This window comes from Klebsiella sp. FDAARGOS_511 (genome assembly GCF_003812845.1).
Taxonomy (GTDB): domain Bacteria; phylum Pseudomonadota; class Gammaproteobacteria; order Enterobacterales; family Enterobacteriaceae; genus Klebsiella; species Klebsiella grimontii.
On sequence record NZ_CP033824.1, the window covers coordinates 5360680 to 5383580 of the forward strand.

19 protein-coding genes are annotated in these 22901 nt (G+C 56.3%); 11 read left to right on the forward strand and 8 right to left on the reverse strand.

The genetic code is table 11. The features are described from left to right. The first annotated feature begins 4 nt into the window (after positions 1–4). From EGY08_RS26900 to EGY08_RS26920, 5 genes are all read left to right on the forward strand, one after another. A complete protein-coding gene (locus tag EGY08_RS26900; protein ID WP_123829187.1) occupies positions 5–2785 on the forward strand; it encodes a beta-glucosidase in 2781 nt (926 codons plus the stop codon). 294 nt (positions 2786–3079) lie between these two features. Beyond that, positions 3080–4519, forward strand: a complete 1440-nt coding sequence (locus EGY08_RS26905; RefSeq protein ID WP_004121936.1) for a circularly permuted type 2 ATP-grasp protein — start codon at positions 3080–3082, stop codon at positions 4517–4519. Beyond that, complete coding sequence (locus tag EGY08_RS26910; protein WP_004121935.1) at positions 4513–5442, forward strand: alpha-E domain-containing protein; 930 nt, start codon at positions 4513–4515, stop codon at positions 5440–5442. Before EGY08_RS26905 ends, EGY08_RS26910 begins: the two co-directional genes overlap by 7 nt. Beyond that, entirely contained in the window at positions 5439–6254 is an 816-nt protein-coding gene (locus EGY08_RS26915; protein WP_004121934.1) for a transglutaminase family protein, read from the forward strand. Before EGY08_RS26910 ends, EGY08_RS26915 begins: the two co-directional genes overlap by 4 nt. 18 nt (positions 6255–6272) lie before the next feature. Continuing rightward, complete coding sequence (locus EGY08_RS26920) at positions 6273–7025, forward strand: proteasome-type protease (RefSeq protein ID WP_004121932.1); 753 nt, start codon at positions 6273–6275, stop codon at positions 7023–7025. Here EGY08_RS26920 and EGY08_RS26925 read toward each other — a convergent pair. Continuing rightward, positions 7010–7777: an AraC family transcriptional regulator gene (locus EGY08_RS26925; RefSeq protein ID WP_087828981.1), complete on the reverse strand. Its 768-nt coding sequence runs from the start codon at positions 7775–7777 to the stop codon at positions 7010–7012. The two genes, EGY08_RS26920 and EGY08_RS26925, sit on opposite strands and share 16 nt — an antisense overlap. Before the next feature lie 94 nt (positions 7778–7871). On the opposite strand from EGY08_RS26925, the gene EGY08_RS26930 reads away from it, so the two are divergent. After that, positions 7872–9011 (forward strand): Bcr/CflA family efflux MFS transporter, encoded by a 1140-nt coding sequence (locus EGY08_RS26930; RefSeq protein WP_123829188.1) that lies wholly within the window; start codon positions 7872–7874, stop codon positions 9009–9011. A gap of 121 nt (positions 9012–9132) precedes the next feature. Here EGY08_RS26930 and EGY08_RS26935 read toward each other — a convergent pair whose 3' ends face one another. Together EGY08_RS26935 and EGY08_RS26940 are read right to left on the reverse strand one after the other, a co-directional pair. After that, positions 9133–9453: an AzlD domain-containing protein gene (locus EGY08_RS26935; RefSeq protein WP_049113028.1), complete on the reverse strand. Its 321-nt coding sequence runs from the start codon at positions 9451–9453 to the stop codon at positions 9133–9135. 1 nt (position 9454) lies between these two features. Beyond that, positions 9455–10198, reverse strand: a complete 744-nt coding sequence (locus EGY08_RS26940) for an AzlC family ABC transporter permease (RefSeq protein ID WP_004121919.1) — start codon at positions 10196–10198, stop codon at positions 9455–9457. A 129-nt stretch (positions 10199–10327) separates the two neighbouring features. Here EGY08_RS26940 and EGY08_RS26945 point away from each other — a divergent pair, with 129 nt between their 5' ends. After that, on the forward strand, positions 10328–11152 hold the full coding sequence (locus EGY08_RS26945) for an AraC family transcriptional regulator (RefSeq protein ID WP_123829189.1): 825 nt from the start codon (positions 10328–10330) through the stop codon (positions 11150–11152). On the opposite strand, the gene EGY08_RS26950 is transcribed toward EGY08_RS26945, so the two are convergent. Together EGY08_RS26950 and EGY08_RS26955 are read right to left on the reverse strand one after the other, a co-directional pair. Beyond that, positions 11149–11835 carry an RluA family pseudouridine synthase gene (locus EGY08_RS26950; protein ID WP_123829190.1) on the reverse strand — a complete coding sequence of 229 codons (687 nt, stop codon included), beginning with the start codon at positions 11833–11835 and terminating at the stop codon, positions 11149–11151. The genes EGY08_RS26945 and EGY08_RS26950 overlap by 4 nt on opposite strands. A 59-nt stretch (positions 11836–11894) precedes the next feature. Then, positions 11895–12788, reverse strand: coding sequence for a LysR substrate-binding domain-containing protein (locus EGY08_RS26955; protein ID WP_004121910.1), 894 nt, complete (start codon positions 12786–12788; stop codon positions 11895–11897). Between the two features lie 315 nt (positions 12789–13103). On the opposite strand from EGY08_RS26955, the gene pckA reads away from it, so the two are divergent. Both pckA and EGY08_RS26965 read left to right on the forward strand, forming a co-directional pair. Further along, a complete protein-coding gene (pckA, locus tag EGY08_RS26960; RefSeq protein ID WP_123829191.1) occupies positions 13104–14744 on the forward strand; it encodes a phosphoenolpyruvate carboxykinase (ATP) in 1641 nt (546 codons plus the stop codon). 230 nt (positions 14745–14974) lie between these two features. Further along, positions 14975–15460: a hypothetical protein gene (locus EGY08_RS26965; RefSeq protein ID WP_004121904.1), complete on the forward strand. Its 486-nt coding sequence runs from the start codon at positions 14975–14977 to the stop codon at positions 15458–15460. A gap of 96 nt (positions 15461–15556) precedes the next feature. Here EGY08_RS26965 and EGY08_RS26970 read toward each other — a convergent pair whose 3' ends face one another. Then, complete coding sequence (locus EGY08_RS26970; protein ID WP_004121901.1) at positions 15557–16084, reverse strand: lipocalin family protein; 528 nt, start codon at positions 16082–16084, stop codon at positions 15557–15559. 238 nt (positions 16085–16322) lie between these two features. On the opposite strand from EGY08_RS26970, the gene uraH reads away from it, so the two are divergent. Beyond that, on the forward strand, positions 16323–16733 hold the full coding sequence (gene uraH, locus EGY08_RS26975) for a hydroxyisourate hydrolase (RefSeq protein ID WP_004121899.1): 411 nt from the start codon (positions 16323–16325) through the stop codon (positions 16731–16733). Between the two features lie 79 nt (positions 16734–16812). Here uraH and EGY08_RS26980 read toward each other — a convergent pair whose 3' ends face one another. Together EGY08_RS26980 and EGY08_RS26985 are read right to left on the reverse strand one after the other, a co-directional pair. Continuing rightward, positions 16813–17247 (reverse strand): PTS sugar transporter subunit IIA, encoded by a 435-nt coding sequence (locus EGY08_RS26980; protein ID WP_004121893.1) that lies wholly within the window; start codon positions 17245–17247, stop codon positions 16813–16815. Beyond that, positions 17244–18683: a sugar porter family MFS transporter gene (locus EGY08_RS26985; RefSeq protein ID WP_123829192.1), complete on the reverse strand. Its 1440-nt coding sequence runs from the start codon at positions 18681–18683 to the stop codon at positions 17244–17246. Before EGY08_RS26985 ends, EGY08_RS26980 begins: the two co-directional genes overlap by 4 nt. A 1005-nt stretch (positions 18684–19688) precedes the next feature. On the opposite strand from EGY08_RS26985, the gene EGY08_RS26990 reads away from it, so the two are divergent. Beyond that, positions 19689–22901, forward strand: a complete 3213-nt coding sequence (locus EGY08_RS26990; protein WP_123829193.1) for a molybdopterin cofactor-binding domain-containing protein — start codon at positions 19689–19691, stop codon at positions 22899–22901.

The following is a 22901-nucleotide window of genomic DNA, read 5'->3' on the forward strand; positions in this document are numbered from 1 at the left end:
CACCATGTTTGACAGTAAAGCGGGGACCCCGCTGGAAGGGTTTGCCGAATTTGCCGCCGCCGCTGCCGCCGAAGGCGCGGTGCTGCTGAGAAACGATCGCCAAATGTTGCCGCTCGATCCCGAGCAGCCGGTTTCGTTGTTTGGCCGTACGCAGATTGACTACTATCGCAGCGGCACCGGGTCAGGCGGGGCGGTTAACGTGGTGAGCCGGACAACCCTGCTGCAGGCGATGCGCGCGCGAAACGGGAAGAGGCTGAATGAGCAACTGGCCGGGCTCTATGAACGCTGGATTGCGCAGCATCCTTTTGACAACGGCGGGGGAGCCTGGGCCGCCGAGCCCTGGCATCAGCAGGAGATGCCGCTTAGCGACCAGCAGATTCGCCAGGCGCGCGCCGTCTCCAGCCAGGCGGTGATTGTGCTTGGCCGTACCGCGGGGGAGGACCAGGACAACGCCGATGTAGAAGGCGGCTATCGGCTAACCGCAGACGAGATAACGCTGCTGCGCCAGGTCTGCCGCGAGTTTGATGACGTGGCGGTGGTGCTGAATACCGCCGGGCTAATCGATATCTCGTGGGCTGACGATCCTCTGTTGCGTAAACGCGTTCGTGCGCTGCTGTACGTCTGGCACGGCGGCGCCGACGGCGCCCGGGCGGCTGCATCGCTGCTGTACGGCGATGTAACGCCGTCCGGTAAGCTGGTGGGCAGCATTGTCGCCTCCCTGGACGACCACCCGGCATCGCCCTGCTGGGGAGCACAAGCGCAAAACCTCTATCAGGAAGATATTTACGTCGGCTATCGCTACTTCGAAACCTTTTGTCCCCAGCGCCTGCAGTATCCTTTCGGATTTGGTCTCTCATACACCCGCTTCACCCTGTCATCGGCGCGGGCGCAGGCCTTCGGCGATCGGATCAAGGCGACCGTTACCGTCACTAACCGCGGCGACCGCTTTGCCGGCAAAGAAGTGGTGCAAATCTACCTCCAGGCGCCGCAGGGAGCGCTCGGCAAACCGGCCCGGGCACTGATGGCCTTCGCTAAAACCTGCCTGCTGCAGCCGGGTGAAAGCGAAACCTTAACGCTATCGATCCCGCTGGAGCGTTTTGCATCCCTGGACGATAGCGGGGCGACAGGTCACCCGCATTGCTACGTGATGGAACCCGGCCTTTACCGTTTGCTGATCGGCAACAGCGTGCGCGAACTGCAGCCGTTACCGATTGACGGAGAGGCGGGGTATTCGCAAAAGACGCTGCGGGTGCTGTCCCGTCACCAGCAGGTGCTGGCCCCGACGGTGCCTTTTGTCCGTATTAAACCGGTTGCCGATGGTGACGATGGCCGCTATGAGATCGAATGGGAAGACGTGCCGCGCCGGGAGATTAATCTGCGCTCAAGGGTTGAGGCGCGCCTGCCGGAGACAATTTCCCTCACCGGCAACCAGGGGCTTACCCTCAGCGACGTTGCTGAAGGGCGCGCCACGATGAATGCCTTTATTGCTCAGCTGTCAGTGGAGGAGCTGGCCTGCCTGGTGCGCGGAGAAGGTATGTGCAGCCATAAAGTCACCCCCGGCGTCGCGTCGGCCTTTGGCAGAGTGGCCGATAGCCTGCTGGAAAAAGGGATCCCGCTGGCGTCCACCGCCGATGGGCCTTCCGGCATCCGTATGGATAACGGCGCGAAGGCCACACTGCTCCCCAGCGGGACGCTGCTGGCCTCCAGCTGGGATCCGATCCTCGTTGAGCGTTTATACGTGATGGAGGGAAAAGAGCTACTGCGCAACGGTATTGACCTGCTGCTGGGGCCGGGGATGAACATCCAGCGCCATCCGCTCAACGGGCGTAATTTCGAGTACTTTTCCGAAGACCCGCTGCTTACCGGAATGATGGCGGCGGCGGTGGTTCGCGGCATTCGCAGCGGCGGCGGGATAGCGACCCTTAAGCACTTCGCCTGTAATAATCAGGAATTCGCCAGAGCCAGGGCGGACTCGGTCGTATCGGAGCGCGCGCTGCGCGAAATCTATCTGAAAGGTTTCGAATACGCGGTGAAAACCGGCGGCGCCAGCGCGGTGATGACCGCCTATAACCCGCTCAACGGCTACCATGCCGCATCCAACTACGATCTCACCACCACCGTACTGCGCGAGGAGTGGGGCTTTCGCGGAGTCGTCATGACCGACTGGTGGGCTACGATGAACGACCCCATCGATGGCGGGGCGGCGAGTACCCACAACACCGCGGCGATGATACGCGCGCAGAACGATCTCTATATGGTGGTCAACAATAACGGCGCGGAGATTAACGCGGCCGGGGATAATACTCTTACGGCGCTGGCGAAAGGTGAACTGACGCTCGGCGAACTGCAGCGGTGCGCGGCAAACATCCTCAATTTTATGCTGCAGACCCAGGTGTTTAAGCGCGGGGAGAAGCCGCGCGCGGATATCATTCGTCTGGCGGCGGAACCGGGCTGCGTCGCAGACTGCGAGGGGGCGATAAAAATCGCCGAGCAATCGCGTCTGCGCTGCGACGAGGATCTGGTGCTAAGCGTTGAGCAGGCCGCGCGCTACGATGTTCTGGTCAATGTACACGCTAACGGCGCGCCGCTGGCGCAAACCGCCTGCAATCTGCTGCTCAATAACCAGTTTGTGGCGACCATTCAGACCAACGGCACTCTTGGCCGTGAGAGCGTGCAGAAGCTGTGTCGGATCGAGCTGCAGCCGGGGAAATATCGGGTGGGCTTTGATTTTATCAAACCGGGTCTGGTGGTGCATTGGCTGGAGCTAAGGCATGTTAACGACTGACCGCAGCTGATGTTTGGCCAGAGTAGCGCCTTTTGCCGGATGGCCCGACGGGTGGGGTACTCTCGGCGATGTGGGACGGGCGCAGGCGGCAAAGCCGAAACGGACGCCCCATATTGGTGCATTTCGGGCGTCCAACAAACCATAAATAAGCAAAGCATCTGGTTGTTTTTTATTCAATTCGGCGCGGCGGCGCGATAACGTTACGCCCCATCGCCGCGCTGCGCTACCTGGCATAATTAATGCTTATCTCTTACCGGGATTACCTCAAAGTGAGTACAACCGGAGGAGACGGCCATGATAAAAATAACGCTTCCTGACGGGCATTATTATGATGAGATGCTTACCGCACAGGGAGAGCAGCGTCAGCACTATAACGCCTGGTGGCAATGGTTTCGCAGCACCGATCAATTCTCTATCCGGCAGAAAAAAGAGCAGGCGGAGCTGCTCTTTCACCGTATCGGCATCACCTTTAACGTCTACGGTGAGGATGAGGGCACCGAACGACTGATCCCTTTCGACAGCGTGCCGCGCATTATTCCCGCCGGCGAGTGGCAGCGGATTGACCGCGGCATCCGCCAGCGGGTGAAAGCGCTCAACGCTTTCCTTTATGATATTTACCACGATCAAAACATCCTCCGCGCCGGGCTGATCCCGGCCGAGCAGGTGCTGGCTAACGAACAGTATCAGCCCTGTATGCAGGGGATAAATTTACCCAATAACACCTATGCCCATATCACCGGGGTCGATATGGTGCGCAACAGCGACGGCCAGTATTACGTGCTGGAGGATAATCTGCGCACGCCTTCCGGCGTCTCCTATATGCTGGAAAACCGCAAAATGATGATGCGGCTGTATCCTGAAATGTTTGAACAGCACCACATTGCGCCAGTCGAACGCTACCCCAGTTATCTGCTGCAAACGCTGCGTGAAAGCTCGCCGGTGGACGATCCGTGCGTGGTGGTGATGACGCCAGGACGATTTAACAGCGCCTATTTTGAACACAGCTTTTTGGCCCAGCAGATGGGCGTTGAGCTGGTGGAAAGCGCGGATCTGTTTATTAAAACCGGGGCGGTGTACATGCGTACCACCGAGGGGCCGCGGCGGGTGGACGTCATTTACCGGCGTATCGACGACGCGTATCTTGACCCGCTGGCCTTCAAGGCCGACTCCATGCTAGGCGTTCCGGGCCTGCTGTCGGTATATCGCGCTGGGGGCGTGGTGCTGGCCAACGCCATCGGCACCGGCGTCGCCGACGATAAATCGATCTACCCCTTCGTGCCGGAGATGATCCGCTTCTATCTGGGCGAACAGCCGATCCTGAGCAATATTCCCACCTGGCAGTGCCGTAAAGCGGAGGATCTCAGCTACGTGCTGAGCAATCTTGAACTGATGGTGGTGAAGGAGGTTCACGGCGCGGGCGGCTACGGCATGCTGGTCGGTCCGCGCTCGACTAAAGAGGAACGCGAAGCGTTCCGCCAGCGCCTGCTGGCGAATCCGGCCAACTATATTGCCCAGGACACCCTGGCGCTCTCGACCTGCCCAACCTTTGTCGACGAGGGGCTGGCGCCGCGCCATATCGATTTACGTCCCTTCGTGCTCTCCGGCCAGGAGATCCGCCTGGTTCCCGGCGGCCTGACCCGGGTGGCGCTAACCGAAGGCTCGCTGGTGGTGAACTCGTCGCAGGGCGGCGGCACCAAGGATACCTGGGTGATGGAGGATGATGAATCATGTTAAGCCGCACAGCGAGTGAACTCTTCTGGATGGCGCGCTACCTTGAGCGCGCGGAAAGCTATGCCCGGGTGCTGGACGTGACCTGGAAGCTGTCGATGATCCCCCGCCACAGCCAGCAGTCGCGGGATTTAGCCTTACCGCTCAATTTGTCGCTGACTCACGAGCTGTTTCAGGCGCGCCACGCGCGTTTCACTATGAGCAACCTGCTCAATTTTTTCGCCCTCGACGGCAACAACCCGTACAGCATTTTCAGCTGCGTCGAGATGGCGTGGAACAACGCCCACGCGGTGCGCGGCAGCCTGTCGGCGGAGGTGTGGGAAAGCATCAACGCCACGCGTATTGAGCTGCGGAAACTGCGCCAGCAGGGGATCGGCGAGCTGGGCAATGACGCTTTTTTTGAATGGGTCAAAGAGCGGGTGCATCTGTTTCGCGGGGCGATTCTCGGTACGCTGCTGCGCAATGACGCCCTGAGCTTTATCGGCATCGGGACGCTGATCGAACGGGCGTCCGCCACCGCGCAGCTGCTGTTGATTAAGGATCAGCAGTTGACCAGCGATCCTGACCCGGTACGCGAGTACTACCGGCTGGATACGCTGCTCAACGCGGTCAGCGCCCGCGAGGCCTATAACAGCATCTACCGCCAGCCGGTAAGCCGCGAGACGGTAATGGAACTGCTGATCCTGCGCGACGATGTACCGAGATCGCTAAGAGCGAGCATCTCCGACCTCGTCGGGCAGCTGGAGCAGATTGCCAACGATCGCTCGCACCTGCCGCTGCGCCTGGCGCACCAGCTGAACGTCGACCTGCGCTTCAGCACCCGTGACGATCTGGCGCAGGCCGATTTACAGATCACCCTTAATGCACTGCTGGCGCGGATTAACGCGCTTTCTGACAGCATCAGACAAACCTATCTGGAGGCGTTATGAAACTGGTTATCGATCACCTGACCCGCTACGGCTATGATGAAGAAGTGAAGTTTTCGACCCAGTATCTGCGCCTGACGCCGCGCAGCACCGGCCGCCAGAAGATCACCGCCTGGTCATTGACCTTGCCGGACGGTTCCGCCGTCGCTACCACCGACGCGTGGGGCAACGTGCTGCACGTGCTGACGCTGGATAATCCGCATAAAGAGATAACCATTCGCGCCAGCGGGATCGTCGATATCGCGGAAGAGGGGGACGATATCGGCGCGGAGCCGCAGGAGCTGCTTTCGCCGCTGGTTTTCTTGCGCTGTACGCCGCTTACGCGCGCTGACGGCCCGATCCGCGAATTCGCCCAGCGCTGGTATCAGCCCGAGGCGCAGGAAGAGAGCCTGAACCAGTTAATGGGCGAACTACTGTTGAGAATGCCCTATTCGCCGGGCGCCACGCAGGTGCAGGATTCCGCCGCCGATGCCTTTGCGCGCGCGAAGGGCGTTTGCCAGGATCACACCCATGTGTTTCTCGCCTGCTGCCGGGCGCTGGAGATCCCGGCGCGCTACGTCAGCGGCTACGTCTACAGCGATAATGCCGAGCACGTCGCCATGCACGCGTGGGCCGAAGTATGGCTCAACGAGCGCTGGCAGTCGTTTGATATCACCAATAACACGCGCAGCCTGAATCAACATTTGCGGCTGGCGACCGGGCTGGACTATCTTGATGCGTGCCCGGTTCGCGGCACCCGCCTCGGCGGCGGGGGAGAAATCATGTTAACTAACGCTGAAGTGCGCGAGCATTCGCAGCAGGCGCAGCAGCAATAACGGCAGGAACGAAAAACGATGACCTACTGTGTGGCCATGTGTTTGTCAGATGGACTGGTATTTGCCTCAGACTCCCGCACCAACGCGGGAGTGGACCATATTGCAACGTTTAAAAAACTGCACGTTTTCCATCAGGATGGCGAACGGGTCATGGTGCTGCAGTCGGCGGGAAACCTGGCCACCACGCAAAGCGTGATTAGCCTGCTCAGCGGCCGCATTCGTACCCAGCAGGAGCCCAATCTGATGCAGGTGACCTCGTTATACGACGCGGCGATGCTGATCGGTAAAACCTTGCAGGAGGTGATTCAGCGCGACAGCAGCAATCAGCAGAACTGCGGCAATACCAACTTCAACTGCAACCTGCTGCTCGGCGGGCAGATCGCCGGGGAAACGCACCGGCTGTTTCATATCTACCCGGAAGGCAACTTTATCGAAGCCACACGCGACACGCCCTATTTCCAGATTGGCGAGAGCAAATACGGCAAGCCGATCATCGATCGGGTGTTGACCATCGATACTCCGCTGGAGCAGGCGATGTGCTGCGCGCTGATTTCGATCGACTCCACCCTGCGCAGCAATCTTTCGGTGGGGCTGCCGCTGGACACGCTGCTGTACCGCAGCGGGAGCCTGAGCAGCGCCGAACAGCATCGGATCACCGAAAGCGATCCCTATTTCAATACCATTCGCAAAGCGTGGTCCGAGGGGCTGCAAAGCACCTTTCTCAAGCTGCCGCCGTTTACGCCGGGCGGCCAGAATCAGGCGGAAAAATAACGCCCCGGCGTCATGCCGGTCATGGTGCGGAAAAAGTAGATAAAAGCGCTATCGCTGGCGAAGTCGAGCGCCTGCGCCGTATCGGTGATGCGCTCCCCGGTTGCCAGCATCTCGACCGCTTTCATTAATCGCCACTGTTGTCGCCACTGCTGGTAGGTCATCCCGGTATCGCGGCGGAACAGGCGGCTGATGGTTTTTTCGCTGGCGCCGCAGCGGGCAGCGAGCGCCCCAAGCGCCGGCGGCAGCGCGTCGCCGCAAAGGCTTGCCAGCCGTTTATCCTGCGGCAGCGCGAGCATCATCGGCTCCTGGGCCGCGAGGCGAATTTCCGCCTGGCACAGGGCGGCAAGATGCCGCGCCGGTTCGGCTTCCCAGTCGGTATCCCAGGGGCTGGCGCTGATGCGTTCTAATAGTTCGCGCAGCAGCGGCACCACGTTGAGTATCGCCGACTGTGTTGGCAACTGAGGGTAACGCTGCGGCTGAAACCAGACGGAACGATAATCGACAATGTTTTTCATCTCCGCGCGATGGCTGACTTCAGCGGGGATCCAGGCCGCGCGTCCCGGCGGAAGCAGGCACAGAAGGGCGCCATCGTTGAGGGTCAAACGAACGCATCCCTGACGGGTAAACAGGATCTGCGCCATCTTATGCCGGTGGCTGCCGGAATCGTGATCCCCTAACGCCGACTGTACGCCAATCAGGCGAGTTTTTAAGGTATCCGGATCGAATGCGGCATCAGCGTCAAGCCAGGCCATAATGTCTGATTTCCGATATTTAAAGTCATTATGTTTATAATGTTCGAAAAACGGCCTGCCTACAATAGCGCCTCTTGTTTATCCGGAGGTGGATATGTTGGGACGTGCCGCGCTGGTGCTGGTGACCGCGCTACTGATGTTTCCGCAAATAGCGGAAACGATTTATAGCCCGGCGTTGACCGATATCAGCGCCCAATTTTCCGTGAGCGCGCCGCAGGCGGCGCAAACCCTCTCCGTCTACTTTATCGGTTTTGCCGTCGGCGTACTGCTGTGGGGCGGTTTCAGCGATCGCTACGGCCGGCGTCCGGCGCTGCTGGCCGGGCTGGGCGTTTATGCGATGGGATGCCTGATGGCGCTGTGGGCTGCGGATTTTTCGTTGCTGTTGGCGGCACGGATAGTGACGGCTATTGGCGCGGCAACCGGCTCCGTAGTGACGCAGACGGTCCTGCGGGACTGCTATAGCGGGCGGCAGCTGGCGGGGATTTTTTCGTTTATCGGCATGGCGCTGGCGGTGAGTCCGGCCGTCGGAGTCTATATCGGCGGCGCACTGACCGCCATCTGGGGGATGCGCGGCGTCTTCAGCGCGCTGGCGCTTCTGGCCGCCGCGCTCCTGCTGGGCTGCCTGCGGCTGATGCCGGAAACGCGTCCGCAAAATCGCGCTGGGGAACCGTTTCTTCGCGTGATGCGGCGGATGGCGGGGGATAAATATGTCGCGCTGGCGGCAATACTGGTGGCGGCATTTAACGTCAGCCTGTTCAGCTACTACAGCCTGGCCCCGTTTCTGTTCGCCCGATTCAATCTTGATGCCCTGGCCTTTGGCTACAGCGGCGTGGCGCTTGCCGCCGGTTCGCTGCTCGGCGCGCTGCTTAACCGCCTGCTGCTGCGTCAGCATGTCCCACTGGGCCGAATACTGTCGATTGCCTGCATTCTGCACTTCGTCGGCGGCGTCGCGGTGTACGTGCTGCGGGAATCGATCTGGTTTGTGGCGCCAGTGGTGCTGGTGACCCTTGCCTATGCCATGGCGATCCCGCTGGTGCTGGGGTCGGCGCTGAGCGCCTACGGCGACTGTCGGGGCACCGCTGGCGCCTTTTTCGGCCTGTTTTATTATGTGCTGATTGGCGCCGGTCTGCTGGCGGCCGGGTGGGGGCAATCGCTGGGAGCGTCGCTGCTGGTTTGCGCAGGCGTGAGCATTTTTGCCGGGTGGCGCTATATCACCGTGTTCGACAGAGAATAAGGTCAGTTTCTGGCAAAGCTAAGCGATTTAACTTCTTTGTTATTTAACGCGATATCTCACACTTCGGGGGAGTAAAACGGTTAACGCGAAAAGGCAGTGGCAGATGACCACTGCCCGGAGGCTAGAGCAGGAAATAGCTGAAGGATGAAAAGGCTACCATACCAACGATCACGGTGGCGAAAAGACTGCGCGTGATCAGCCCAACAAGCGTCGCGGCAAGAGCGGCCAGCGCTGAAATACTGATACCCGATGGGGTTAATACCGGCTTGCCAACCAGTTCTGCCGTCACAATAGCCGCCATAATGGCAGATGGAATAAAGCTAAGCCATTGCTGCTGAGCCGATGGCAGACGAAAGCGTGAAAGGAGAAGAATCGGCGCCGTACGCATGAGCGCCGTTACCAGCGCTGAAGCAAGAATGGCCAGGATAATATTGCGATCCATTTTATTTCTCCTCTTTGTTACTGAACAGATACAACCCAGCGGTAGCCAGCGTTGCCGCTACAGAGGCTGCGGCGATAACGACGAGACTCATATCGATATGTCCAGAGGTAAATAGCGTGATGAGGACCGCGATACTAATGCTGAACAGTTCCAGCATTTTACGTTGGCTGGCAAACCACAGGGCCAAAACCAGGCCGATGAACATCGACACCAGACTAAAGCTCAATCCTTCCATCAACGATGATGGAAGCGCTGAGGCTAATACGGCGCCTGACACGCAGGCGAGGATCCAGTTTAACCATGCAGTCAGATTGAGTCCGAGCATCCATGGGTAAGTGATACTGTTTTTCCCTCCACCATGTTGTACCGCTACGCCGAAGGTTTCATCCGTCAGCAGCAGTCCGCTGATGATTTTTTGCAGCACCGTGTAGGGACGAAAGAAGATGCTTATGGCTGAACTCATCAACAGATAGCGCAGGTTAACCAGCAGTATGCTTAACACAACGGATGCAATTTCTGCACCGGTCGCCCAAAGCGAATAAAACAGGAACTGCGCCGAACCTGCATACAGGGCGCTGGCCAGCAGCGCTGTTTGAAGAGTGGAAAAACCGGATAGTGTCCCGATAGCGCCGGCGGCGAAACCGATGCTCCAGTAACCGGGAATGGTGGGGAGACAAGCGATGACGCCCTCACGGAATTGCGCTGATGCCCCATTCTTTGCCGAAGTTTTGATTGTAATTAACATTGATGACTTCCATTTTATGCGTTGCTGAATGGTAATCTTAAGAATTGGCCAGGGGCGCGATAGTAAAATCCTGCGCATTTGCGCAACGATCACGATATATATGGGAAAGGTACAAACTGGGGAGATGAGATGCGTGACGATATCAAACTCTGGCGGGACAGCAAACTCCACGGTGGTATGGAGATCCTGCGAGCATCCTGCTATGAACATAGCTATCCGCCGCATTTCCATAATGAATATGTGATCGCTGCTTTTGCACGCGGCGCACAGCGTACCCGTATTTGCCGTGAACGAGGCGTTGCGGCTGCGGGTACGGTGATGGTCATCATGCCTGGCGAGGTGCATACCGGTGAAGCAGTGCAGCGCGATGAGGGGTGGGATTACTGCGCTTTTTATCCCTCCGCAAGCCTGATTGACGAAGTCGCGGAAACGGTGATGGGTGGAAAGGGAGAAGTCAATTTCGGTGGTGAAGGAATGCGATACGATCCGCTTATGGCACGGAGCGTACTTAAGGCTTCCGCCGTGCTAGGCGCCAGCCGCGATTCACTGGAAAAAGAGTGCACTCTCTATCAGGTGCTTAATCAACTAGTGGGGCGCTATGCCAAACGCAGCGTGCGCGGAGGGCGACGACCCGCTGTGAGGGCTGATATTCGTCGGGCGATAGATTTTTTGCACTGCGCATATCAGCAGTCGCTGTCGGTCAAAGAGATCGCAACGGTCGCCGGGCTGAGCGAGTTTTATTTTATGCGCACTTTTCAGGCGCAGACGGGGTTATCGGTGCATCAATATTTGACCCAACTGCGACTGGTCAGAGCAAAAGGATTATTAGCGAAAGGTGCAGGTGCTGCGCAGGTCGCAACGGAGGTCGGTTTTTATGACCAAAGTCATTTGATTAAGTACTTCCGCTTGCATTTTGGCACCACTCCGGGCCTCTTCGCCGCCGCGTCTATTTAAAACCCGCTGGAACTTATCGCATCGATCCGCTCTCCGCTAACCGGATGTACGAAATGCAGTTCGCTGGCGTGTAGCATCAGGCGCGGCGCCTGTTCTGTTCCCGGAAGTAGCAGACCGCCGTACAGGTCGCAGCCCAGAATAGGGTGGCCAAGCTGCTGGCAGTGAATACGCAGCTGGTGGGTGCGGCCGGTTTCCGGCGTCAGTTGGACCCGCGTCACCGGCACGCTATCTTGATAACGCAGGCGCTCAACCACCCGATAGCCGGAACGGGCTGGCTTGCCGCGGCGCGGGCAAATCGTCATCAGCGGAAACAGCGCCGGATCTTTGGCTATCGGGGTGTCAATGGTACCTTCATCGTCCACCAGATGCCCGCACAGCAGCGCGCTGTAAACTTTGCTCACCGTACGCTGGCTGAACTGCTGGCAGAGGGCGGCGTTGATGGCCTTGTTGCGCGCAATCACCATCAGCCCGGAGGTGCCGAAATCAAGACGATGCGCCAGAGTGCAGCCGGGAAACTGCTGTACCAGCCGATAATGTACCGAGTCGAGATTGCGCGGGTTTTTCCCTGACAGGCTGAGCAAGCCTGCGGGTTTATCGATCAGCAGCAGATGCTCATCCTGATAGAGAATGTCAATTTCAGCGTGGCACGGCGGGGCGATAAAGGTATCGATAATCGTAGACATCAGGCTGCGCGAATAGTAAGTGGAGGCGGATGATAGCGAATTTTCCACCGCCAGGCGAATTATGCGCTCACGGCGCTCGTAGACTTAATATGCTGCCAGAAACGCTCGGCGGACTGATTAAGCCGCGCGCCGGAGCGATAGATGTAGGCGCCGATGGGCAGCGAGAGGCTCTCATCCATGATCGCCAGGCGGCCTTCCTCAAGCTCACGTTTGATCGAGTACTGCGGCAGCCAACCCACCCCGTCGCCGTTGAGGATCATGCGTTTTAATAGCTCGCTCATGGAGGATACGAAGGTCAACGAGAAGGTAATCTCCGGCTTGCGGTCGATAACCTGGTTCACCTGGCGACCCATATAGCTGTCGTTGGCATATTTCATCAGCGGCAGCACCCCGCGGTGCAAATTAAAAAGCGGCCTGCCGTGTTTATCACAGGGGGAGACGAGATGCAGCGCCGAGTCGAATATTTTGTGATTGATAAACGGATAGTTCATCAGTTCTTCATTATAAAACGACAGGATAAAATCACTCTTGCCTTCTTTCAGATTGAACACGGCGTCGTTAACGTTAATCGATTCAACATGAAAAGTTTTATTCTTTCTGTCGGTATAACCGGCGATAATTTCGGGGAGCAATAAAACGGAAAGCGAAGGCGCCGCGTCGATTCTTATTTTCTGGGTCGTGTTGTTCAGCCCTTTAATTCGGCTGATCTGGAAATCCATATCATCGAGCATATTACGCGCATAGCCGACAAATATCTTCCCGCGGTTGGTGAGCTGGAGCGGGTTCGCCGAGCGGTCGAAGATGCTGAAGCCCAGCGAGGCCTCAAGCGCCTGAATCCGGCGGCTGAAGGAGGATTGTGAGATATTCCGGCTTTTTGCCGCCAGCGTAAAGCTTCTGGACTCCTCAAGGGCAATCACATCGTAAAGCCATTTTACTTCAAGATTCGCCAGCACAGACTCTTTCCCCACCCCTGCAATAATAGCTATGCAATTTTAGCATAACGCATAGAAACTATGCAATTAACATAATTATCTACAGGTGTTAACATTTTTTGCAGAGTTAGCTTATGACTTATTCGTGCAAGCGATATTTCTAAAGTACAGGCGACACCCTACACGAGCACGATTTTACATCGCCGGCTCTGGTCTTCTCATCCTGTTTATTTAATTTTACGATGGTTTTTTTATTAAAATAAATCCATCCGTTTCACTGACAGGTTGAAATAGCCTAATAGCATCTTATCCAGCCAATAGTTTGTCAGGAGTGCCATGTCACGTATTGAATCAGTAAAAGACGCTCTTCTTTCGCTCGGTATTCAGGAGAGCAGCGAGCTGTTTTATAACCCCGATTACGACTTGCTGATTACGCATGAAACCAGCCCGGAATTAACCGGCGCGGCGCGCGGCGTCATGACCGAGTCCGGGGCGGTTGCTGTGGATACCGGGATCTTTACCGGGCGCTCGCCGCGCGACAAATATATCGTCAGAGACGAGCTGACGCGTGATACCGTCTGGTGGGCCGATTCCGGTCTGGGTCGCAACGATAATAAGCCGCTGAGCCGCGAAATCTGGGCTGACCTGAAGGCGCTGGTCGCCGGGCAATTGAGCGGCAAGAAACTTTATGTTGTTGATGCCTGGTGCGGCGCCAGCCCGGCGACGCGGCTGGGCGTCCGCTTTGTCACCGAGGTGGCCTGGCAGGCGCACTTTGTGAAAAACATGTTTATTGCGCCGAGCGCAGAGGAACTGGCTGAATTTACGCCGGACTTCGTTGTCCTCAACGGCGCCGGCTGCACCAACGATAAATGGCAAGAGCAGGGGCTTAACTCCGAAAACTTTGTCGCGTTTAACCTGAGCGAAAAAATTCAGCTGATCGGCGGCACCTGGTACGGCGGCGAGATGAAGAAAGGCCTCTTCTCGGTGATGAACTATCTGCTCCCGCAGCAGGGAATCGCCTCGATGCACTGCTCGGCGAACCGCGGCGAAGCGGGCGACGTGGCGCTGTTCTTCGGCCTTTCCGGCACCGGTAAGACCACGCTTTCCACCGATCCGCTGCGTCAGCTGATCGGCGATGACGAGCACGGCTGGGATGATGATGGCGTGTTCAACTTCGAAGGCGGTTGCTATGCCAAGACCATTAATCTTGACCCGCAGGCCGAGCCGGAAATCTATCGCGCGATTCGCCGTAACGCGCTGCTGGAAAACGTGGTGGTCAGAGCCGATGGCAGCGTGGATTACGCCGACGGCAGTAAGACTGAGAATACCCGCGTCTCTTATCCGTTATCGCATATTGAAAACATCGTGAAACCGGTGTCGCGCGCTGGCCATCCGTCGAAGGTGATTTTCCTCGCCGCCGATGCGTTTGGCGTGCTGCCGCCGGTATCCCGCCTGACGACCGATCAGATGCAGTATCACTTCCTGTCCGGTTTCACCTCGAAGCTGGCCGGCACCGAGCGCGGCATTACTCAACCGACGCCGACGTTTTCCGCCTGCTACGGCGCGGCGTTCTTGCTGCTGCACCCGACGCAGTACGCCAGCGTTCTGGCGGCCAAAATGGCGGAGGCCGGCGCTGAAGCCTGGCTGGTTAACACCGGCTGGAACGGCGAAGGCAAGCGTCTTTCGCTGCGTGATACGCGCAATATCATCAGCGCGATTTTAAACGGTACCACCGGCAAGCTGCGTGAAGAAACCGTGCCGGTGTTCGGTCTCGCTATCCCGCAAAGCGTGCCTGGCGTCGACAGCACGCTGCTCGACCCGCGTAGCGGCTGGCCTTCTGCCGATAAATGGCAGGAGAAGGCCGAGAGCCTGGCGCAGTTGTTTATGGATAACTTTAAGCAATATAGCGATACCGACGCCGGGGCCCGGCTGGCGCTAGCCGGCCCGACGCTGGTCAAATCCGCCGTCTCCGCATAAGCTATTTTTTCCGCGTACAAGCCCGGGCAGCCGCCCGGGTTTTTTTATATCCGCAGCGTCCCTGGACCAGGAACTTGACTCTGCCTGGTTAGCGATTATAAATAAAGGGATGCGGGGTTAAGTATTGGGGGCTAAATAACTTCATGGCACAATTGTCATGAGAATTATCCTGGCAATCCTGCTGCAATGCTCTCCCCGCTACGGGGATACGGATAAATAAAGGAATGACTATGAAACTCTGGAGTAAAACGCTGATCGCTTCTGCCGTATGCTTATTTCTTGCAGGCTGTGATGATTCATCAAAAGTTGATGCCAATCTGGATAAAGCTAAAGATAATGCGCAACAAATTAAAGAGGCGGCGGCCGATAAAGCCGAGGCAATTAAGGATCAAGCCGATAAACACATCGACGCGATAAAAAAACAGGCGGCGGACGAGGCGAACAGTCTCAGCAGCCAGGCCTCCAGCATCAAGGCGGAAGCGGATAAAAAAGCGGAGGCTATAGCCCAGCAGGCGCAAGCTCAGGCTGATGCGGTTAAGCAGGATGCCCGACAGAAAAGCGACCAAATTGTCCAGGAAGCGGGAAAAATTAAAGACAACGCGATTGTTGACGCGAATAATCTTGCCAGCGACGCCGCGAATAAAACCAAAGAGATTAAAGAGAGTATCGCTCCCGCGAAAAGCGCTGACGATGCGACTGCAACTCCCCAACAATAACTCTGTCATTATCACCACCTTTTACGACATTATCTTCAGACCTCAGGTTGGCTGAAGATAATGTTCGTAAAAGAGGCCCGCGAACTATCCCCGGCGTTATCGATGATTCACCCAGACGAGCTTTTCGACCGGGAAACCGAGTTCCCGCGCAATGCTGAGATACTCCTGCTTCACGGATTCCGGGATGGTCGGCGTGCGCGACAGGATCCATAAATAGCCGCGATCGGGGCCGCTGACCAGCGCATATTGATACTGGCTATCCAGCGCAATCACGTTGTAGCCGCCGTAAAACGGACCAAAAAAGGAGACTTTCAGCGCGGCAGTGGTCGGCGCGCCGGTGAAATACGCTTTACCTTCGCTCTCGCTCCATTTCTGTTTCCGCGGATCGTAACCGCGGTTGAGAACGCTGATTCCGCCGTCATTCCGTTGACCGTAGGTTGCGGTTACCCGTTCCAGGCCCCGTTCAAAGCGGTTTTCAAGCCGGGCAATCTCATACCATTTCCCCAGATAACGGCTCGCGTCAAAGTTATTTATCGGCTGAACGCCCTTGGGCGGCGTAGGGGATTTACAGGCGACGAGCGTTAATGCAATAGCAACACCCGTCAGAACAGGCCATATCTTCATGAGAAGTCCTTTTGTGAACGCGGAGGAAAATAAGTATAGCGCAAACGAGCGGGCCTTTATTCACGCCCCGGGAATGCACATTATATTCAGATAATTCTATAACTTCGAATGGGCTGTTGCCCTGCTCGCTATTTTCCTCGTCCTGCTTTCGTTAAGGTGATTATCACAAAAAGTTGAATATATTTTAGCGGCCCAGGTGCTAACGTTTGAACGTTATTATTCACAACGGGAAAACATCGTGAAAAAATTATCCAGTTTGATTCTGTTATCTGCTATGTCTGTCGCTCCAGCCGCGTTTAGCGCCCCTGTCGGGACGCTCAGCGTGCATATTCTCAATCAGCAGACGGGGCTGCCTTCGTCGGGTGTGACCGTTACCCTCGAAAAACAGCAGGCGGATAAATGGACGGCGCTGGCGAGCGCCGTCACGGATAATGATGGACGTATTAAATCGCTGTATCCAGCAGAAGGGGATATGCAGCCGGGGATTTATAAAGTGACCTTTAAAACCGGCGATGATTTCAGCAAACAGAAGCTGGCGACGTTTTTCCCTGAGATCCCGGTACTGTTTACCGTGACGCGTACCAATGAAAAGCTGCATATTCCGCTGCTGCTCAGCCAGTACGGCTACTCCACCTACAAAGGCAGCTAATCGCTACGTCCATCCTGAATAAGCAAAAGCCTGCGCGAAAGCAGGCTTTTATCGGGCGACTATCGGGAGAGAGCCGTGCTTAGTGATTCTGCTGGAGGATCCTTAAAAAATCCTCTTTATTGGCAATCAACGACAGCGCTCTGGCGATGACTTCGTCGCTAAAGATCGACGCCACCTCTCGCAGCACATCAATATGCTCACTCTCTTTGGCGATCACGCCAATGGCAATAAACATAACGTTATTTCTGTCCCAGATCACACCGTCAGGGAACTGATAAATCTCCACTCCCGTTTTGACAATGATGCTGGTGGCTGATTTAGGCAGATGCGGTAGCGTAATGCCGTTACCTAAAAAGGTGGAGACCTGGCGCTCTCTTTCGGCAAGAAACGCCACGCAATCTTCGCTGACATACCCTCTGGCTTTGAAGTCCGCGCCGATCATGGCCAGCACTTCCGCTTTATTTTTCGCCCGGCACGACAGATGGAGATTATCCTGCGTAATAGTATCGATCATAATCCGCTTTCCTTGGTGGCCGTATTGAATCCTGCAGTAGATTTATTTGCCGACAGCTCCTCTTCCAGCTGCTCCAGCGATTTATTCGATGTTTCTGGCAGCGCCGTTATCACAAAAATAATCGCCAGGTAGTTGATCGCGGCAAAAATCAGGAAGACCGGACCTAAACCGAGCTTGGCCTGCAATAATGGGAACAGATAGCTGACGATGGCGTTCATCACCCACATGAAAAATACCGATATGCCCATCGACAGTCCGCGAAACTTCAGCGGGAAAAGTTCCGCCAGCACCACCCAGGTGATAAAGCCCATGGTGCCCTGCATCACGCCAACGAACATCGCGCCGAGCAGCCAGATTGCCGTTGCTTTGATGTCGCCGACCAGCGTGTAGTCTACACCGGCAATGATAAGGTGCAGGGTGGCCATCAGCGCGAAACCATAAATAATGATGGTTTTACGTTTAAAACGGTCAACGAGGAACAGCACCCCAAAGAGCATGCCGCCGACGGAGAACACGCCATTGAGTACGTTGCAGATTAAGGACGTTCTTTCTGAGAAGCCGGCGCTGCTGAGGATCTCAGTACCATAGTACATGATGACGTTGACCCCGGTAGTTTGCTGCAGCGCCGCCCAAATCACGCCGACCAGCAGGAGTTTCAAAATCCACGGCGTCTGGAGAATGGTGATAAAGGCGTTCTGGGAATGCAGCTTTTTGTCCGCTTCGGCCTTAATCAACGTGGTGATATCGTTGAACTCTTTGGTTGCACGTTCAAGCGGGCGGATTTGTTTTAATATTTCCAGCGCTTCTTCATGGCGGTTTTTACTGATTAGCCAGCGCGGGCTTTCCGGCGACCGCAGCATACCGATAAACAGGCAGATGGCGGGGATTGTCTGCACCATCAGCATATAGCGCCAGACGTCCGGTAGATGGCCCCAGAGAATGCCAATAATGGCGTTGATGGCAAAGGCGGCGAGCTGTCCGATAACAATGGCGACTTCGTTTAAGCCGGTCAGCTTACCGCGCATTTCGGTGGGCGCCACTTCAGAAATAAAGGTGCGGGCGGTGACCGAGGCTCCGCCAACGGCATAGCCGAGGATGAAGCGTGAAATCAGCAGTACGGTAATGTCCGGCGCCAGCGCGGACATTAAGGCGCCGATGAAAAAGATGAAAGATAAAAAGAGCAGGTACTTTCTTCTGCCAAAGAAATCCGCGAATTTTCCGCCGAAAACGCTACCTAGCGCGGCGCCGATCAGCAACACGCTCATGACCAGGCCTTCTGTGGTTGGGGTCAAGGCCATATATTGTTTCAGTGAAGAAAATGCGCCATTAATAACGCCGGTGTCATAACCGAATAACAGGCCACCGAATGTCGCTACTAAGGTTATTTGGTGTAGTCGCTTTCTCTGCTGTAGGTTCAGATTCATAATAAGAGACATTTTTATACCTTTTGTTTTGATTAACGGCACGAGATAAAAATGTGTCATCCCATCCCAACCACGCTCTGTCTTTTCGCTTTATGAAGCCTGGCTGACATAAAATGGTTTTTTGCCCTGAGTGCTCCTATCCAGCGCGATTGCAGCGCGCTAAATAAAACCGGTTAAAGAGGTTTCTTTTTGATGAATGAGGAATCATCGGTATACGCGGGGTTTTGTCCTCCGGGATGGGTGAGGTTCAACATGTCCCGGGCAGCGTTGTGGTATGAACGGATGGTATGGCATGGGCCAACATAAACGGTTCTGATAACTCCTGATCTCACTTCCTTCATTGCATCCTCCGGGGTTAGGATTTCTGCTGCACCATCAAGGTGGTCAGGGTGCGTTTAGTGAGAAGGTATTATTACCGCTGCAACTGAAACAAAAATACAAACAGATCACATTTTGAAAGTTTTATTTCGATTTGTCGTTGTGGCTTATCTGTAACATCTATGTGTCTATAATAGCTATTTTTATAATTAACTGATATATAAAGTAATTTTTAGGATTGATTATGGCCTTTAACGGCGATGGCAGGGAAGTGAATTGTTAAAATTATGATATATATCACATTTGTTAATATGCCTGGTTATGGAATTTAAATTTCATTATTGAGTTTATTTTATTTTTTATTCGAAATTTGAGAGGTGCAGCGGTAAGGGAAAATTTCAACGCATCGCGCCATCTGCGCGCTTTTTGACGCCGGTTGATGGGGTGAATAATACTTATGGTCAATATCTGGCGGTAGACCCCTCTGAGTAATACCATCGAGAAGCGCCAATTATCATTGTGATACGCACGCTCTCTTTTTGATAATCCCTCTGACGATATCATCCGCCTTCGATGGTTTAACCTGCCGCTATTTTTAGAGACGCCTCACATAACTCAGCCTGAAATAACCCTTTATTTATAGATGGCATAGCCATTGCTTGATTCCGTTATCTTTCTTTGTGAGTGGAGACTGAAAATATGGATACATTGCTAGTTGGCAGTGAGGTGCCCCGCGTCGATGGGCTCGCCAAGGTGACGGGTAAAGCGGTCTATGGCGATGACATTATTATGAACAATATGCTATATGGCGTATGCCGCTACGTGGATATACCCGCCGGGCGCATCGATGCGCTCGACCTGTCGGAGGCGGAAAAAGTGCCCGGTGTCGTGCGTATTGCCACCTGGAATGATATCCCCGGCCAGCGCAAACTGGGGGCGATCGTTCCCGATCATCCGCCGATTATCGACAAGGAGATCGCCTATCGCGGCGACGTGGTTGCCGTGGTGGCGGCGGAAACCTACGAGGCAGCCTGCATCGCGGTCGATAAAATCAAAATCACCTACACCCCGTGGGAGCCGATTACCTCCCCGGAAGAGGCGATGAAGCCCGGGGCGCGCCTTATTCACAGCGAACTCGATAGCAACATCATTAACCGCCACCATACGGCGAAGGGCGATATCGACGCCGGATTCGCCGCCTCCAGCCATATTTTCGAACGCGAGTATGAGGTGGGTTTCCAGGAGCACGGCTATATTGAGCCGGAATCGATCACCGCCTACCTGGATAATAATGAACAGATAATGACCATCGAGGGGTCGATTCAGAATGCTCACCGTACCCGGGCGGTGATTGCCAAAAACCTCGACCTGCCCCAGGCGAAGGTGAACATTAAGCGCTCCGTGCTGGGCGGTTCCTTCGGCGGCAAGGATGACATTATTGATAACGTCTCCTGCCGCGCGGCGCTGCTGGTGCACCTGACCGGGCGGCCGGTTAAGATCTCATATAACCGCGAACAGTCGATGCGCGAGAGCTACAAGCGCCACCCCTATAAAATGAAATACCGCATTGGCGTGGACGACGACGCGCACATTCAGGCGATTAAAATCGACATTATCGCCGATGGCGGCAGCTACTGCGGCCAGACGGTGTTTGTCACCTGGCGCAGTTCCGTGCAGGCCGCGGGCCCCTACAACATTCCTAACGTACGCGTCGATCTGGTGGGCGTTTACACCAACAACAACTACACCTCGGCCTACCGCGGCTACGGCGCGCCGCAGGTCATTTTCGCCAACGAATCGCTGATGGATGAGGTGGCGGGCGAACTGGGCCTGTCGCCCGTCGAATTCCGCCTGCGCAACATACTGAAGCAGGGCGATACCAGCATGGCCGGACAGGTCTTCAGCGAGCATACCGTCTCCGCGCAGGAGGTGCTGGAGAAAACGCTGCTCAAGGCCGAATACGAGGCCAAACGCGAGCACTACAAAAAGCTTAACGCGGAAGGCGGCCCGATCCGCTACGGGATTGGCTTCGCGCTGAGCCACCGCGGCTGCTCTCTGGGGGCCGAGGGGCTGGATGCGTCCTCGGCGCTGATTCAGGTGAATGCCGACGCCAGCGTCAACATCTCTACCTCGGTATCCGAGAACGGGCAGGGGCTGCAGACCACCATGTCGCTGCTGGCGGCGGAAGCGTTCGGTATTGCGCTCGATCGGGTAATGTTTAGCGAACCGGCCACGGCGATGATCGCTGACGGCGGCTCAACGGTCGCTTCGCGCGGTACCCTGATGGGTGGCCAGGCGATTCTGAGCGCGGCGAACAAAATTAAACAACGCATGGCGGACGCCGTGAGGGAAACGCTGAAAGCGCAGAGCCTCGACGATATCGCCTGGCAAAATGGCAAAGTGTTCAACCGTCACAGCCCGGCACTTAGCCTCAGCTTCCAGCAGGTGTGCGATATGACCCGGGCTACCGGGGCAAACCTCTCCGCCTACGGCTGGCACGTGGCGCCGAATATTCACTGGGATGAGGAGAAGGGTTGCGGCAGCCCCTATTTCACCTGGGTGTACGGCTGCCAGTTGGCCGACGTGGCGGTGGATACGCGCACCGGTAAAATCACCGTCAATAACGTCGTCGCCACCCACGATGTCGGTAAAGTCATTAACCCGGTTGGTTTTAGCGGCCAGGTTTACGGCGGCGTGCTGCAGGGGATGATCGGTTACGGCATGCTGGAGGATTTCAACACCGAGCACGGCGTGGTGAAATCGGAAAACTTCGATACCTATCTGCTGCCGACCATCAAGGATATGCCGCACATCGATATCATTGCGGTGGAAAACTACGATCAAGCGGGGCCAATGGGGGCGAAGGTTATCGGCGAACCGGTACTGGAACTCGGCGCCGCGGCCCTCAACAACGCGGTGAGTTTCGCCATCGGGCGGCCTAACCGGACCCTGCCGCTAACCCTCGAGCAGGTTCGCCTGGGTTACAACCTCAAAAAACCGGAGCGCCAGAGCGAGCAGATGCTGGAGTCGGGTGATAAGAAACAGGTTCATCGCCTCAATACCCTGTCGCTGAGCGTACCGCAAACCCTGAAACAGGCCCTGACGCTGATGGCCGAGAAGGGGGCGATGCCCATCGCCGGCGGCACCGATGTGCTGGTGCAGGCGCGGATGCTGTCCGGCGAGGTGCCGCTTGTCAATATCGCCGGGCTGGCGGAGCTGAAGGAGGTCTTTGACGTGGAGGGCGGCGTCTCGATTGGCTCCGGTGTCTGCTTTACCGACCTGGTTAAGCATCCGTTGATTCAGCAGCGCTATCCGCTGCTGGTTACCGCCTGTAAAACCGTCGGCTCCCTGCAGCTGCGCAACCGGGCGACAATCGGCGGCAATATCGTTAACGCCGCCCCGTGCGCGGACTCCATGCCGCCGTTGATTATTTACGAGGCGGAGGTGGAGCTGCGCAGCGCGCGCGGAACGCGCCGGATGCCGGTCAGCGAATTTGTCGTGGGCGGCTATCGCACCCTTCTTGAGCCCGATGAGCTGGTTGTCCGCTTTATCCTGCCGGCGCCGACGCAGCAGCCGCTGATCAATCGCTATCTGCAGCTTGGCCGGCGCAATGCGTTGAACATTACGCGCCAGAGCCTGACCGGGCAGTTTATGGTCGATAAAGGCGTGGTTCGCCTGTGCCGTCTGGTGGATGGCGCGCTGATGGCCAAACCGCAGCGCCTGCTCGAGGTTGAGCAGGCGCTCATCGGCCGGACGCTGGACGCCGCCACCATTGACTATGCGGCCGGGGTGCTTCACGACAAGGTAGAGAAAGCCATCGGGGGACGCTGGTCAGCGCCTTATAAGGTCCCGGTATTTATCGATATGTTCCGGCAGATGCTGCAGGAAGTTATGACAGAGCAGAAAAAATAA

What these genes read in the sequence shown, in the direction of transcription:
- EGY08_RS26900 (WP_123829187.1), top strand. Translation starts at nt 5, where the DNA reads ATGTTTGACAGTAAAGCGGGGACCCCGCTGGAAGGGTTTGCCGAATTT.
- EGY08_RS26905 (WP_004121936.1), top strand. Translation starts at nt 3,080, where the DNA reads ATGATAAAAATAACGCTTCCTGACGGGCATTATTATGATGAGATGCTT.
- EGY08_RS26910 (WP_004121935.1), top strand. Translation starts at nt 4,513, where the DNA reads ATGTTAAGCCGCACAGCGAGTGAACTCTTCTGGATGGCGCGCTACCTT.
- EGY08_RS26915 (WP_004121934.1), top strand. Translation starts at nt 5,439, where the DNA reads ATGAAACTGGTTATCGATCACCTGACCCGCTACGGCTATGATGAAGAA.
- EGY08_RS26920 (WP_004121932.1), top strand. Translation starts at nt 6,273, where the DNA reads ATGACCTACTGTGTGGCCATGTGTTTGTCAGATGGACTGGTATTTGCC.
- EGY08_RS26925 (WP_087828981.1), bottom strand. Translation starts at nt 7,777, where the DNA reads ATGGCCTGGCTTGACGCTGATGCCGCATTCGATCCGGATACCTTAAAA.
- EGY08_RS26930 (WP_123829188.1), top strand. Translation starts at nt 7,872, where the DNA reads ATGTTGGGACGTGCCGCGCTGGTGCTGGTGACCGCGCTACTGATGTTT.
- EGY08_RS26935 (WP_049113028.1), bottom strand. Translation starts at nt 9,453, where the DNA reads ATGGATCGCAATATTATCCTGGCCATTCTTGCTTCAGCGCTGGTAACG.
- EGY08_RS26940 (WP_004121919.1), bottom strand. Translation starts at nt 10,198, where the DNA reads ATGTTAATTACAATCAAAACTTCGGCAAAGAATGGGGCATCAGCGCAA.
- EGY08_RS26945 (WP_123829189.1), top strand. Translation starts at nt 10,328, where the DNA reads ATGCGTGACGATATCAAACTCTGGCGGGACAGCAAACTCCACGGTGGT.
- EGY08_RS26950 (WP_123829190.1), bottom strand. Translation starts at nt 11,835, where the DNA reads ATGTCTACGATTATCGATACCTTTATCGCCCCGCCGTGCCACGCTGAA.
- pckA (WP_123829191.1), top strand. Translation starts at nt 13,104, where the DNA reads ATGTCACGTATTGAATCAGTAAAAGACGCTCTTCTTTCGCTCGGTATT.
- EGY08_RS26965 (WP_004121904.1), top strand. Translation starts at nt 14,975, where the DNA reads ATGAAACTCTGGAGTAAAACGCTGATCGCTTCTGCCGTATGCTTATTT.
- EGY08_RS26970 (WP_004121901.1), bottom strand. Translation starts at nt 16,084, where the DNA reads ATGAAGATATGGCCTGTTCTGACGGGTGTTGCTATTGCATTAACGCTC.
- EGY08_RS26980 (WP_004121893.1), bottom strand. Translation starts at nt 17,247, where the DNA reads ATGATCGATACTATTACGCAGGATAATCTCCATCTGTCGTGCCGGGCG.
- EGY08_RS26985 (WP_123829192.1), bottom strand. Translation starts at nt 18,683, where the DNA reads ATGTCTCTTATTATGAATCTGAACCTACAGCAGAGAAAGCGACTACAC.
- EGY08_RS26990 (WP_123829193.1), top strand. Translation starts at nt 19,689, where the DNA reads ATGGATACATTGCTAGTTGGCAGTGAGGTGCCCCGCGTCGATGGGCTC.